This window comes from Pseudomonas sp. CF161 (genome assembly GCF_000416215.1).
GTDB lineage: Bacteria > Pseudomonadota > Gammaproteobacteria > Pseudomonadales > Pseudomonadaceae > Aquipseudomonas.
Genome location: NZ_ATLP01000089.1, coordinates 177,508 through 190,601 on the forward strand (window position 1 = coordinate 177,508; position 13,094 = coordinate 190,601).

A 13,094-nucleotide genomic window follows, 5' to 3' on the forward strand; every position below is an offset into this window, starting at 1 on the left:
CCCCGTTAAAAAGCCGAAAAACCTCAAGAGAGCGCGTCGCTCGACACCGCCGAACCTTCACTGCTGGCCACCCGGCGCCGGGACGTGGCCTTGCCGGCCTGATCGAAGTGCGCCTGGCGCTGCTGCAAGGCTTCGAGCAGACCGAAGTCCTGCGGAAAGTCATCGACCTGGATCGCATGGTCGCCGTACTCGACGTAGCGCCCGAGCAGTTCGTCCTCGTCGCTGCTGATCAATTGCGCCTCCAGGGCCTTGGCGCGCCAGATGACAAACGCTTCGCGGGAGATCGGCAGCGGCGCCAGGGTGCCCTGCTTGATCAGCGGCTTGAGCCGGGCCTCGATCAGGTCGACCTGGGGTTGCAGGCGGAACGCCAGTTCGCCGTAGGCCAGCTTGTCGATATCGGCCTGGGGAATGTAGGAGTCGGCCAGCAGGCGGTCGCGGGTCGCCCCCGGGATCTGCACCAGTTCGGCGACCTGGGCCAGCAGCCGGTCGGACGGTTTGCGCTGGGGAATCCCCAACGGAAAGCTCAAGCCCCGAATCACCCGGGCCGCAGCCTTGGACGGGTAATTGTCGAGCACTTCGGCCAGGGCTTCATGGGCCCGGAGCAAGGCATCCTGGGCCGCCCAATGCACCAGCGGCAGGTCGGCCTGGGGCCGGCCGTCGTCTTCGAAGCGCTTCAGGACGCAGGACAGGATGTACAGTTGGGAAAGAATGTCCCCCAGGCGCCCGGTGATACTTTCCTTGCGCTTGAGGGCGCCGCCCAGTACGCCCATGGAAATATCCGAGGCCAGGGCCAGCACCACCGACAGCCGATTGATCTGCCGGTAGTAAGGGGCCAGGGCCTTGTCGGTGTTGCCCGGGGCCTTGAGCAGGCGCCCGCCGGTCAAGCCGTGCACGCCGGCGCGCACGCTGTTGGCGATAAAGAAGCTGATGTGGCCGAACATCGCGCTGTCGAAGGCTTCCAGCCCTTGGCGACCGGGGTCGCGGGCGGCTTCCATTTCGCGGAACACATAGGGATGGCAACGGATCAGGCCCTGACCGTAAATGATCAGGCAGCGGGTCATGATGTTCGCGCCTTCCACGGTGATCGCAATCGGGCTCTGCTGGTAGGCACGGGCCAGGAAGTTATTGGGCCCCATGCAGATGCCCTTGCCGGCGACGATGTCCATGCCGTCGTTGACGATGATCCGCGCGCGCTCAGTGACGTGGTACTTGGCGATGGCCGAGATCACCGAGGGTTTTTCCCCGGCATCCAGGGACGCCACCGAGACCTTGCGCACCGCATCGCAGGCATACAGATGCCCGGCCATGCGCGCCAGGGGCGCCTGCACCCCTTCGAACTTGCCGATGGGCAGGCCGAACTGCTTGCGCATCGCCGCATAGGCCGTGGTGCCGCGCACCGCGACCTTGCCCAGGCCGACGTTGGCCGACGGCAGGGAAATCGCCCGCCCGGCCGCCAGGCACTCCATCAACATGCGCCAGCCGTTGCCGACCTGCTCGGCACCGCCGATCACCCATTCCAGGGGGATAAACACATCCTTGCCCTGGGTCGGGCCGTTCTGGAACACCGCGTTCAACGGCCAGTGCCGACGCCCGCTCTGCACCCCGGGGTGGCTGGTGGGAATCAGCGCGCAGGTAATGCCCAGGCTGCCCTTCTTGCCCAGCAGGCCGTCCGGGTCCTCGGCACGGAAGGCCAGGCCCAGCACCGTGGCAATCGGCCCCAGGGTGATATAGCGCTTATCCCAGGTAACGCTGAAACCCAGGACTTCCTGGCCTTCATGCAGGCCCTTGCAGACGATCCCCAGATCGGGAATCGCCCCGGCATCGGAGCCCGCGTAAGGGCTGGTCAGGGCAAAGCACGGGATGTCTTCGCCCCGGGCCAGGCGCGGCAGGTAGTGCTGGCGCTGGGCTTCGGTGCCGTAGTGCAGCAGCAATTCGGCGGGGCCCAGGGAGTTGGGCACCATCACCGAGATCGCCGCCGCCGAGCAACGGGTCGAAAGCTTCATCACCACCTGGGAATGGGCGTAGTGGGAGAAGCCCTTGCCGCCGTATTGCTTGGGAATGATCATCCCCAGGAAGCCCGCGTCCTTGGTGTATTGCCAGGCCTGGGGCGACAGGTCCTGCCAGATCTGGGTGGTCTCCCAGTCGTTGGCGATGTCGCACAGCTGCTCCACTTCGGTGTCGAGGAACGCTTGCTCCTCGGCACTCAGCGCCGCCGGTGCGGCCTGCAGCAAGCGCTCCCAGCGCGGCGTGCCGCTGAACAATTCGGCATCCCACCAGACACTGCCGGACTCGATGGCCGCACGTTCAGTCTCGGACATCGCCGGCATGATCTGCCGGAACAGGCCCAGGGCCTTGCGCGTCAGCAGGGTGCGGCGCAGGGGTTTGAGGCTGAGGATCGCCGCTGGCACGACCACCAGCAGCGCCCCCAGGGTCAGGCCCAGCGAAGCCACCAGGTCAAACAGATAACCGGCCGCCAGCCAGACCAGGCCAACCCCCAGCCACATGGCCGCAGCCGCCTGCCGATAGGCCAGTGTGAGCGCCGCAGCGAGTCCCACCAATAACCAGACAATCATGGAATACCTCTCTTGGTTCGTGCAGACAACCCGTGGAAACCTGGGCGTTGTGCCGGCTTCTCGAAGATCACCCTACAAAGGATAGATAGACGTTTCAAATTTTATTTTTAAATATTTATTTAGTTCTTTGGCGAAATGATAACGGCCGAACAACGTCAGCCTCAGGCTTGCAAGAGTTGATCAGGAATGGGTCGCCAGTGCCTTTTCAGGCTACGGCAATACAGGCAACCCTGTACCGCCGCATGCCCATGCACCGGGGTGGATCAGAGGGTGGCGATCAGAAGTTGTAGGTGGCAGACACGCTGACCACTTCACCCTTCGCGTCCACCTTGCCGTCGAGCCGCGAGCCGCCAAGGCGGTCCTGGTTCACGGTTTTGATCCGCGCTTCCTTGACGAATTGCCGCGAGTACGCGCCATCGATCACCAGCCCCGGAATCGCCTTGATGTCATAACCAAACCCCAGGGACGTGAACCAGCGATCGTTATCGGGAATACGTGGGTCGCGGGTTGAATTGCGGGTCGGGGTTTCATCGAATGCCACACCGGCACGCAAGGTCAGTTGATCGGTGAAGCGGTAGTCGCCCCCCAGGGAGTACATCATGGTGTCTTTGTAGTTGTAGGGGATCGCGATGATGGTGGCGCCGTTGGACTTGAGCGTCAGGTCCTTGAACGACGACCACTGGGTCCAGGTCGCACTGGCGCCCAGGGTCAGGCGATCGTTGAACACGTGCACCCAGTCCAGGCCGGCGGTAGCCGGTACATCCAGCTGGGTTTCGGCATTGGCGCCGTCCGGATACAACTTGAGCCCCGGATAGGCCAGCTCGATCAGCGTGGTGCCGTTGGTGTCGGTATCGGTCATGAAGCTGCGGCCGATCGCATCGGCGCGGATGTTGTACTTGCCCTCCATCTTGTTTTTGATCTTGGCGTGGTAATTCAGACCGAGGGTGTCTTGCTCGGTGGGCTTCCAGGTAACGCCGGTAAACCAGCCGACCGAGGTGTTGTCCACCTTGACCCGCATCAGGTTGGCGCCCACGCCGGAGGGTGCCCCGGGCAGAATCGACATCCCCGCCGCGCCGGTGACGTTGAGGTTCTGGCTGACGAAGCCCTTGCTGTGCTGGACGATGGCGCCCAGGCCGAGGGAGAACTGATCGTTGACCTTGAAGGACAAGGACCCGGTCAAACCCACCGTCTCGATTTTGGTGTCGACCGCGAAGTCGCGGCCCTTCCAGCCTTCATCCCAGGTGCTGCGCATACCCAGCGGCACAACCTGGCTGAGACCGAACGCAAAGCGATCGTTGATCGGCATCACCAGGAAGCCGGTCGGCAGCCAGGCCGTGAACCCGCCCTCGCCGCCGTCACCCGAGAGAGGCGTCGAGTTGCCAAAGTCGTCTACCGGCGCGGTGGATGCCGGGTTGCCTTGATAGTCGTAGGCATCGCCTTTGTATTTGAGATTGATCCGTGCGTAGTCCACCGTCATCTGCGCCACGTTGTGGTCGATGAATGCCATGGCCGCCGGGTTGTTGAAGGCGGCACTGGGGTCATTCTTGAACAGGGAGCCGCCGCCGAAAGCACGACCCCATCCCGGTGCACCGTAAGTGGGGGTAGAAAAGCCGCCAGCCTGAGCCTGACTGCCGACTGCCATGCAACCCGCTACCAAGGCCAGCCCCAAAAGCGCCTGTGCCTGTTGTTTCTTATTATTCATGCCCCACTCCTTATTATTCTTGAGCACTGCTTATTCGACCTGGGCAAACGCCCGGTCAGGGGCGTTTGCCTTGCAACATTGATCAATCAAATGCTTACGGGTTGGTGACACTCAGCTTCGGAGCAGTGGCCGACAGCGACACGATTGTGCAGTTGCCGGTCAGGCCGATGTTGCTTCCGGAAAGGGTCTTGGTGCTCTCGTTCCAGGTCACCGCGATGGTGTTAGGCCCGCAGTTGGTGGAAGGGAACGATGCGATGGTGTAACCCACGTTGGTCACGGTGCCGTTGGTCAGCGACGAGGCAGTCAGCACCCAGCCCGGCGATGGAATGTTTTTCAGCACGGGCAATGCACAGAGCCCGCCACCGGTCAGGCTCGCGCCGTTGATGGTGGCAATCCCGCCCGACACGTTGCCGGTAAAGGTGATGCCGCAGGTGACAGGGGCTTGCAGCGACGATGGCGACTTGACCACGATCTGCCCAGCCGAAGTCGAGAATGGACCGTCCACCGGACCGGTTGGAGCGTCTGGATCCTTGATGATGATGCTCGCGGCACTGGCCATGGATGCAGCGCCCAGGCAAACAGCGATAGCAGCAGCAGAAACGAGGGTTTTGATGCCTTTCATTGTTATTTTTCCTCACATGTAGGGCGATTCATTTCGCCGGGTTAATGGCCTCGGGTGAGACAACACGGAGTACAACGACAGCGACCGAGCTTCCCTTTCAGCCAAATCTCAAATTCTGTGGGTCAGTGTTCAGGGCACGACGCGAAAGGTCGGCGGCATCTGGATCGACACGGTCTTGATGGTGCAGCCGCCGTCCAGCGCCACCTGGGACGCCTGGAGCTTGCCGCTGCTGTTGTTCCAGCTGCCTTCGGCGGTGGTCGGGCCGCAATCGCCGCCCACCAGGGGCGCATTGACCGTGACCTGGATCCCGGACATGGCGCCGCGGGTCTCATCCTTGGCCACCAGCTTCCAGGGCAGATGGGTGGCCTCGACCTGGCCGCACTTGAAGCCGCCGCTGAAGCCGACCTTTTCCACGCTGGCAAAGGCGCCGTCGGGGCTGACCTTGCCGCTGACTTCAATGGTGCAATCGGCGTTGATGATGCTTTTGGCGAAACTGATGGGGCCCTTGGCCGTGAACTCGCTGCCGGCGGGTTCGATCCGCGCGGCTTGCGCCTGGCTGTAGGCAACCAGGCCGAACGCGGCCAGTACCAGAGGGGCAGCCAATTTGGCGGTGATCAGCATGATGAAGTCCTTCCCTTTACTTATTGTTGTTGAGGGCAAGCCACTTTGTTCAAACTTCAGGGCGCTCGAAATCGACGAATCCGGGGCGCAAAAAGCCTGCGCGATACGTTGATCCCGAGTGTCTGTAACCAGCGTTCAATTCACTTAAAAGGTGCTGCTGTTGCCGTATCTGGCGAGTATTTTCGAGCGTTTGGAGGGCTGGATATTGGCCAGCAGCACATCACCGCCGTAGTGCTTGAGCACCCGGTGATCCATGCGCCGGCGCCACAGGTAAGGCACGTAGGCCCAGACGATCATGCTCGCGTAGCCATAGGGCAGTTGCGGCGACTCATCGAAGTGGCGCAGGGATTGGTAACTGCGGGTCGGGTTGGCGTGGTGATCGGAATGGCGCTGGAGTTGGAACAGAAAGATGTTGGTGACAATCCGATTGCTGTTCCAGGAGTGGCGCGGCGAACAGCGCTCATAACGACCGTTGGGCAACTTCTGACGTTGCAGGCCGTAATGCTCGACATAGTTGACCACTTCCAGCAGCGAGAAGCCGTAGATGCCCTGGATCACCAGGAATGGCAACACCGCCCACCCCAGCCAGGCGATCATCGCGCCCCACAACACCAGGCTGTAGCACCAGGCACTGAGCACCCCGTTCTTCCAGTGCCACACCGACAGGCCCTGCTTGCTCAGGCGTTCCCGTTCCAGGTGCCAGGCCGAGCGGGCACTGAACCATACCGAGCGCGGCAGGAAGGACCAGAAGCTCTCCCCCAGGCGCGAGCTGGCCGGATCCTCGGGGGTGGCGACCCGCACGTGATGCCCCCGGTTATGTTCGGTATAGAAGTGGCCGTAGAAGGTTGGCGCCAGGGTGATCTTGGCCAGCACCACCTCCAGCAGGCGCGGCTTGTGTCCCAGCTCATGGGCAGTGTTGATGGCGATGCCAGTGGCGGCGCCGGTGGACATGGCCATGCCCAGGTAGGTGAACCAGCTGACCGCGCCATGAACCTGCACGCGTTCGGTGAGGTAACCCGCGGCGCTGGCCAGGAAGCTGTCCGGTGCCAGTGACGCCGTGGCCTGCAACAGGCCGCCGGCGATGATCCAGTCGATGCCCCCCGCCGCCAGCCAGCCGGTGATCACCACCGAGGCAATCACCAACAGCACCCCGGTGTAGACAATCCAGCGGTAATAGCTTTGTGCTTCCAGGCCGCCGACGGCCGACTCCGGTGGGTTGCTGACGTCTTCGCCGAGCAGGCCGTCGATCAGCGGGATCAGGCCGAAGATCACCAGCACCCCCACCCACCACAGTTCCTGCACCCCGCTGACAATCGCCAGGGATCCAGAAAGCAGAGGGGTTGCCAGGGGCATGATGCCGAGCCACCACAGATGGCGCTTGCTGTCGGTCCAGACGCCAGGTGCTGCTACGGTGGAATTCATGACAGCCTCCGCAGGGTCAGGGCCGCGCGGGGCGAACGGAGGATCGGCGCACAGGCGCCGTGGGCAGCGGTGCAGCGAGAAATACAAGATGCGTCAAAAGGCGTTATTTTCATTATTTTAATCGCTCAATTGCACTTTCAAAAAAAACATTCAAAACATTTTTTTAAAAAAATAGCCCGGGTTCATTAGCTCGTCAACTATTTTCTTGGATCCATTTTGAATGTTGCCAACGCTGCGGATTTGCAGCGTGCCGCCAAGGCCGTCCGGGGCTTGAACCACCCCGAACCACCCTAGCCTGCCTGGTTCATGGCAAAGGGCGGATGCAGCAGCGTTGCCGTGCGTTGCGGCCTGGCTTGGGCTGCGACCCGGTGCACCATGGCGGCAACGCGCTCCACCGCCGTGATCGGCAACATGTGCCCGGCGCCTTCGACAATATCGATCATGATTCCCGGCACCCGGCCTGCCATGGCCTGGCCATGCTTGCGGTAATCCAGCACCTGATCGGCGGATCCATAGACCAGCCCCACCGGCAGGTCGAGGCTCGGGTAATGCTTGAGCATGGTGGCCAGCGAGCGGTTGACCAGGGCGATCTCGCTGGAGGCGGCATAGAAGTTGTCCGGGCGCATGCCCAGCAGCCCGCCGCCGCGTTCGGCGAAGTCCGCCGGTGGCTCATCGGGCGCGAACACCGCCTTGACCAGGCTATGGCGCGTGAGCATCGCCAGGGGCGTGGCCAGGGTCAGCGAGACCCAGCGCCGCACAAAGCCCGGGCGTACCGCCAACGACACAAACACCAGGGGCAGCATGCGCTGCGGATGGGTCAAGGGCGCCACCAGCACCAGCCCGGACACCGATTGCGGGTGGTCCTGGGCCAGTGCCAGGGCCACTGCGCCGCCCAGGGAATGGCCGAGCACCAGCGGCTGCCCGAGGTCCAGGGTGCGAATGAACTTGGCAATCATGCTGGCCTGGGCCGGCAGATCGGCGGCCGCACCCCGGGAGCGGGTCGAATAGCCCGAACCCGGGCGATCGATGGTGATCACCCGGAACTGCTCCCGCAGCCGCGGCGACAGTGAATGGGTCAGGTTGCGACCACAGCCTGAAAGCCCGTGGATCATCAGCAGCACCGGGCCCTTGCCTTCATCCACGTAATGCAGGCGCTCGCCGCCGACCTCCAGAAAGCGCCCGTTTATCGGCACCGCAGTCTCGATTCGGCGGGTGATGCGGAAACTGATCACCCACAGCCCGACACTCACTACCCCCAGCAGCACAACAGCCACAAGCCATTCCATAACGTGCGCCCCCTCGGCTTCCCTGCGCCATGCCCCGGACCGGAATTGATCCTGATGACGGCGATCCCCCTGCCCCGGGCCTGCTGTCCGGTTTCAGGCCATCGCAGCCGCTGCGATGAATCCCTTGCCGGGTACAGGCCACTGGCGTCGGTGAATTTTTCAGGTACATTATTTAAATTATTTTTTAAAACATAAATTTTAATTATGCAATGCTGAGATTTCATCCACCGACGAAAGTCACCCTCAGGCGTCACCACAATCGAGGTACACACCATGAATGCGTACTCGCCGCCCCAGGATTGGGAAACCGTTGACATCGCGATCATCGGCTCCGGATTCGCCGGGCTGTGCATGGCCATCAAACTCAAGCAGGCAGGCCTTGCCGACTTCTTTATTGCCGAACAGGCCGACGCCCTCGGCGGCACCTGGCGCGACAATCACTACCCGGGCTGCGCCTGCGACGTGCAGTCCCATGTCTATTCGTTTTCCTTTGCGCCCAACCCGAACTGGAGCCGCCAGTTCGCGCCCCAGGCGGAAATCCGCACCTACCTCGAAGACTGCGCGCAGCGCTTTGGTCTGACCCCGCACCTGCGGCTGGGCATGGGCTTGCAGCGCGCCACCTTCGATGAACAGCGCCAGCGCTGGGCGCTGCACTTCAGCAACGGCTGCCAGGTCAGTGCACGGGTGCTGGTGTCGGGCATGGGCGGCCTGTCGCGCCCGGCCATCCCGCCGATCCCGGGCCTGGACGCATTCCAGGGCCAGCGCTTTCATTCCCAGCACTGGGACCACCAGTACCCGCTGCAGGGCAAGCGCGTGGCGGTGATCGGCACCGGGGCCAGCGCCATTCAGTTCGTGCCGCAGATTGCGCCGCAGGTGGCGCAACTCGCGTTGTTCCAGCGAACCCCGCCGTGGATCCTGCCCAAACCTGATCGCGTGCTGTCGCCCGCCGAACGCTGGGCATTCAAGCACCTGCCGTGGACCCAGAAACTGGTGCGCTCGGCCATCTACTGGGCCCTGGAAAGCCGGGTCATCGCCTTCGCCCATCGCCCGAGGCTGATGCGCCTGGTGCAGCGCATGGCCCTGCGCCATCTGCGGCGCCAGGTCGCCGACCCGGCCCTGCGTCGCAGCCTGACGCCCGACTACACCATCGGCTGCAAGCGCATCCTGATCTCCAACGACTATTACCCGGCGCTGTCACGCCGCAACGTGCAGGTGGTGACCCAGGACATTGCCCGGGTCGAAGCCGATGGCGTGGTGACCGCCGACGGGGTCAAGCACCCGGTCGACTGCATCATCTTCGGCACCGGTTTCCAGGCCACCGAGCCCCTGCCCCGCGGCTTGCTGATCGGCCGTGGCGGGGTGGACATCATGGACAGCTGGGCCAACGGCGCCCACGCCTACCTTGGCACCTGCGTGCCGCAATTCCCCAATCTGTTCATGATTATCGGGCCCAATACCGGGCTGGGGCACAACTCGATGATTCTGATGATCGAGGCCCAGGTCGAGTACATCCTCAAGGCCCTGGCGCAGATGCGCGGCCAGGGCCTGGCCACGCTGGAGGTCAAGGCCGGGGTCGAGAGCCTCTACAACGCACGCCTGCAGCAACAACTCAAGGGCGCGATCTGGTCCACCGGCGGCTGCCGCAGCTGGTACCTGGACCCGCGCACCGGCCACAACACCACGCTGTGGCCGGGGTCGACCTGGCGCTTTCGCCAGGCCACCGCCCGCTTCGAACTCAAGGACTACCTGAACGCCGGCGCCCGGCACGACGCCCATCCGGCCCCCCAGCACGCGCCCAGCCACTCCCACCTGCACGAGGCCGCCACCGATGAAAAACTTTAACGGCAAAGTCGCCGCCATCACCGGGGCCGCGTCCGGCATGGGCCGCGCATTGGCGATCAACCTGGCGCGCGAAGGCTGCCACCTGGCACTGGCGGATAAAAATGCCCAGGGCCTGGCCCACACCGTGGAGCTGGCCCGCGCCGCCACCCTGCTGCCGCTGCGCATCACGGCCCAGGAGCTGGACGTCGGCGACCGTGCGGCGATGTTCGCCTGGGCCGCCCACAGCGCCGCCGAGCATGGGCAGGTCCACCTGCTGTTCAACAACGCCGGGGTGGCGCTGTCGAGCACGGTGGAAGGGTCGAGCCTGGCTGACCTGGAGTGGATCGTCGACGTCAACTTCTGGGGCGTGGTGCATGGCACCCAGGCCTTCCTGCCCTACCTCAAGCAGGCCGGCGAAGGCCACATCGTCAACACCTCCAGCGTCTTCGGGCTGTTTTCCCAACCGGGGATGAGCGCCTACAACGCCACCAAGTTCGCGGTGCGCGGCTTCACCGACTCCCTGCGCCAGGAGCTGGACATGCAAGCCAACGGCGTGTCCGCCACCTGCGTCTACCCCGGCGGGATCCGCACCGATATCGCCCGCTCCAGCCGGATCACCGACAACCTCAAGGGGTTTCTGATCGACAGCGAGCAGCAGGCCCGGGAGGACTTCGAAAAACTCTTCATCACCTCCGCCGAGCAGGCGGCCAAGGTGATTCTGCATGGGGTGCGCAAGAACAAGCGCCGGGTGCTGATCGGCCGCGACGCGCGTTTTCTCGACCTGTTCGTGCGCCTGCTGCCCGGCGCCTATCAGGCGCTGCTGGTGTTCGCCACCCGGCGCCTGGTGGCCCACCGGCGCAAGCACCAGGTCTACCAGGCCAATAACGAACGCGGCCTGTGAGCCGCCCGACCCTTACTGTCTAGAGGAGCGCCAGCCATGCTGCCCATCCGCCGCGACATCCAGCCTGAACTGCCCGCCGACCGCGCCTGCGACTGGCATGAACAAGGCAGCCACGTCACCCAGTTCTTCAATGCGCTTTCGTTGCTGTTTCCCGCCGGCGAGCTGTTTTTCATGGACAGCGTGCGCCATTACCGCGAGCAGATTCACGACCCGCTGTTGAAACAGCAGATCCAGGGTTTTATCGGCCAGGAAGCCATGCACAGCCGCGAGCACCTGCGCTACAACGACCTGTTGCAGGCCGCCGGGCTGCCGGCGCACACGCTCGACCGGCGGCTGCGGGCGATCCTCGACTTCCAGAAAAAACACTTCCCGGCCGCATTCAACCTGGCGGTGACCGTGGCCCTGGAGCATTACACGGCGATCCTCGCCGACCTGTTGCTGCGCGACCCGACGCGCTTCGGCAACTCGGTCGAAGGCTACCGGCAGATGTGGATGTGGCACGCACTGGAGGAAACCGAACACAAGGCGGTGTCCTACGACGTCTGGAACACCGTGCTCAAGCCCGGGCCCAAGCGCTACCTGATCCGCACCTCGAGCATGCTGTTCACCACCCTGATGTTCTGGCTGGTGGTGTTTGATTTTCACCTGCGCATGCTGATCGCCGACCGCAAGCGTGGCGGCCATCTGCGCGGCCTGTGGCGGGTGGTCAAGTACCTGTACGGCCGACGCGGCGTGTTCCCGAATATCGCCCTGCCCTGGTTGCAGTTCTTCAAGCCGGGCTTCCACCCCTGGGACCACGACAACCGCGAACTGCTGCAGGGCATCGATGGCCTGGTCGACGCCATCGCCCTGACCAAGGCCGAGGCCCGCGGCCAATAGCCGGCGGCGGGCCTCGGCGTGGTATCAGCCGCAGCCCGCCAGACGCTGCCCGGGCTTGAAGGCGTGGCTGCTGGCGACCCACACCGTGGCCAGGCCGACCAGGGCCAGGGCGGCCATGGCCCAGGGGAAGGCTTCAACAGCAGGCCACCGACCATGCCACCGCCGGCAATCGCCAGGTTGAAGATGGTCACCAGCATCGACTGCGCCACGTCCGCGCCGTCACCCGCAGCGTCGGCCACGGCGGTTTGCAGCAGGGTTGGCGCGCCGCCGAAGGTCAGGCCCCAGGCCGCCACCCCGAGGTAGATCACCAGCGGCTGGCCCGCGCCGATGCCCAGTACCAGCGCGGCCAGAGCAAAGGCCGCCAGGCTGCACAGGGTCAGGACCCGCAGCCAGCGGTCGACCAGCAGGCCGGTCAGCCAGATGCCGACAATCGATGCCAGGCCGAACAGCAGCAACACCCGATCCAGATACTCGCCCAGCCCCACCGTGGCCAGGAATGGCGCGATGTAGGTGTACAAAATGTTGTGGGCGAGTATCCAGACAAAGATCACCAGCAGCGCCGAAGGAATGCCCCGGGTGAGGAAGATCCGCGCCACCGGCTGGCGCCGGGTCGGCGCCTGGCCGGCGTAGTCCGGCACTGCCAAGCGCACCCAGAGCAACAGCAGCGCGGCCAGCGCCGACATGATCCAGAAAATACTGCGCCACTCGATCATGCTGCCCAGCCAGGCCCCCAGTGGCACCCCCAGGCACAGGGCCAGCGGCTGGCCGACCCCGACCACCGCCAGGGCCCGGCCCTGCAACGATTCCGGCACCATGCGCCGGGCATAACCGGCCAGCAGGCCCCAGATCAGCCCCGCGGCCATACCGGCAATAAACCGCGCGGCCAGGGTCAGCGGGTAATAGGTCGAGAGTGCGGTCAGGCTGTTGAACAGCAGCAAGCCGCCGATCGCCAGCAACAACAGCGGCCTTCTGCGCCAGCTGCGAGTCGCCGCCACCAGGGGGATCGCCGCCGCCACCGAACCCAGGGCATACAGGCTGATCAACTGCCCGGCCATGGCCTGGGAAATACCCAGTCCTTGGCTGATCTGAGGCAGCAGGCCGGCGGGCATGGTCTCGGTCATGATGGTCATAAAGCCGGCCACGGTGAATGCCAACAGGCGCCAGATCGGCAACCCGGGATTAGGGATGGGCATCGAAGACTCTCCTTTTTTGGGGGTGATAAAGGGCCGGTCGCCAGGCTCGATGAGCCTCGGCGAAGGGCCATGCA

The 13,094-nt window shown here is 64.0% G+C and carries 9 protein-coding genes and 1 pseudogene; 3 read left to right on the plus strand and 7 right to left on the minus strand.

Going from position 1 to position 13,094, the window contains the following annotated elements:
* Window positions 1-23: 23 nt before the first annotated feature.
* From CF161_RS18040 to CF161_RS18065, 6 genes are all read right to left on the minus strand, one after another.
* Window positions 24-2,573 (minus strand): acyl-CoA dehydrogenase, encoded by a 2,550-nt coding sequence (locus tag CF161_RS18040; protein ID WP_020298027.1) that lies wholly within the window; start codon window positions 2,571-2,573, stop codon window positions 24-26.
* Window positions 2,574-2,850: 277 nt separating this feature from the next.
* Window positions 2,851-4,275: an outer membrane protein transport protein gene (locus CF161_RS18045; RefSeq protein ID WP_020298028.1), complete on the minus strand. Its 1,425-nt coding sequence runs from the start codon at window positions 4,273-4,275 to the stop codon at window positions 2,851-2,853.
* Window positions 4,276-4,369: 94 nt separating this feature from the next.
* Window positions 4,370-4,897: an alkane oxidation protein activator PraB gene (praB, locus tag CF161_RS18050; RefSeq protein ID WP_020298029.1), complete on the minus strand. Its 528-nt coding sequence runs from the start codon at window positions 4,895-4,897 to the stop codon at window positions 4,370-4,372.
* A 129-nt stretch (window positions 4,898-5,026) separates the two neighbouring features.
* Complete coding sequence (gene praA / locus CF161_RS18055) at window positions 5,027-5,518, minus strand: alkane oxidation protein activator PraA (protein WP_020298030.1); 492 nt, start codon at window positions 5,516-5,518, stop codon at window positions 5,027-5,029.
* 144 nt (window positions 5,519-5,662) lie between these two features.
* On the minus strand, window positions 5,663-6,940 hold the full coding sequence (locus CF161_RS18060) for an alkane 1-monooxygenase (RefSeq protein WP_020298031.1): 1,278 nt from the start codon (window positions 6,938-6,940) through the stop codon (window positions 5,663-5,665).
* Window positions 6,941-7,230: 290 nt separating this feature from the next.
* Window positions 7,231-8,226: an alpha/beta fold hydrolase gene (locus CF161_RS18065; RefSeq protein ID WP_020298032.1), complete on the minus strand. Its 996-nt coding sequence runs from the start codon at window positions 8,224-8,226 to the stop codon at window positions 7,231-7,233.
* A gap of 273 nt (window positions 8,227-8,499) precedes the next feature.
* Here CF161_RS18065 and CF161_RS18070 point away from each other — a divergent pair, with 273 nt between their 5' ends.
* The 3 genes from CF161_RS18070 to CF161_RS18080 are packed head-to-tail and all read left to right on the plus strand — an operon-like array spanning window position 8,500 to window position 11,827.
* Window positions 8,500-10,068, plus strand: coding sequence for an NAD(P)/FAD-dependent oxidoreductase (locus CF161_RS18070; protein WP_020298033.1), 1,569 nt, complete (start codon window positions 8,500-8,502; stop codon window positions 10,066-10,068).
* On the plus strand, window positions 10,055-10,948 hold the full coding sequence (locus CF161_RS18075; protein WP_020298034.1) for an SDR family oxidoreductase: 894 nt from the start codon (window positions 10,055-10,057) through the stop codon (window positions 10,946-10,948). Before CF161_RS18070 ends, CF161_RS18075 begins: the two co-directional genes overlap by 14 nt.
* A gap of 36 nt (window positions 10,949-10,984) precedes the next feature.
* Window positions 10,985-11,827 carry a metal-dependent hydrolase gene (locus CF161_RS18080; protein ID WP_020298035.1) on the plus strand — a complete coding sequence of 281 codons (843 nt, stop codon included), beginning with the start codon at window positions 10,985-10,987 and terminating at the stop codon, window positions 11,825-11,827.
* Between the two features lie 24 nt (window positions 11,828-11,851).
* On the opposite strand, the pseudogene CF161_RS18085 reads toward CF161_RS18080, so the two are convergent.
* Window positions 11,852-13,020 (minus strand): annotated as a pseudogene (locus CF161_RS18085) (MFS transporter).
* Window positions 13,021-13,094: the final 74 nt, after the last annotated feature.

Bases quoted from the DNA above. Each gene is read 5' to 3' on its own strand.
- CF161_RS18060 (WP_020298031.1), bottom strand. From the start codon at position 6,940: ATGAATTCCACCGTAGCAGCACCTGGCGTCTGGACCGACAGCAAGCGC.
- CF161_RS18045 (WP_020298028.1), bottom strand. From the start codon at position 4,275: ATGAATAATAAGAAACAACAGGCACAGGCGCTTTTGGGGCTGGCCTTG.
- CF161_RS18065 (WP_020298032.1), bottom strand. From the start codon at position 8,226: ATGGAATGGCTTGTGGCTGTTGTGCTGCTGGGGGTAGTGAGTGTCGGG.
- praA (WP_020298030.1), bottom strand. From the start codon at position 5,518: ATGCTGATCACCGCCAAATTGGCTGCCCCTCTGGTACTGGCCGCGTTC.
- CF161_RS18040 (WP_020298027.1), bottom strand. From the start codon at position 2,573: ATGATTGTCTGGTTATTGGTGGGACTCGCTGCGGCGCTCACACTGGCC.
- CF161_RS18080 (WP_020298035.1), top strand. From the start codon at position 10,985: ATGCTGCCCATCCGCCGCGACATCCAGCCTGAACTGCCCGCCGACCGC.
- praB (WP_020298029.1), bottom strand. From the start codon at position 4,897: ATGAAAGGCATCAAAACCCTCGTTTCTGCTGCTGCTATCGCTGTTTGC.
- CF161_RS18070 (WP_020298033.1), top strand. From the start codon at position 8,500: ATGAATGCGTACTCGCCGCCCCAGGATTGGGAAACCGTTGACATCGCG.
- CF161_RS18075 (WP_020298034.1), top strand. From the start codon at position 10,055: ATGAAAAACTTTAACGGCAAAGTCGCCGCCATCACCGGGGCCGCGTCC.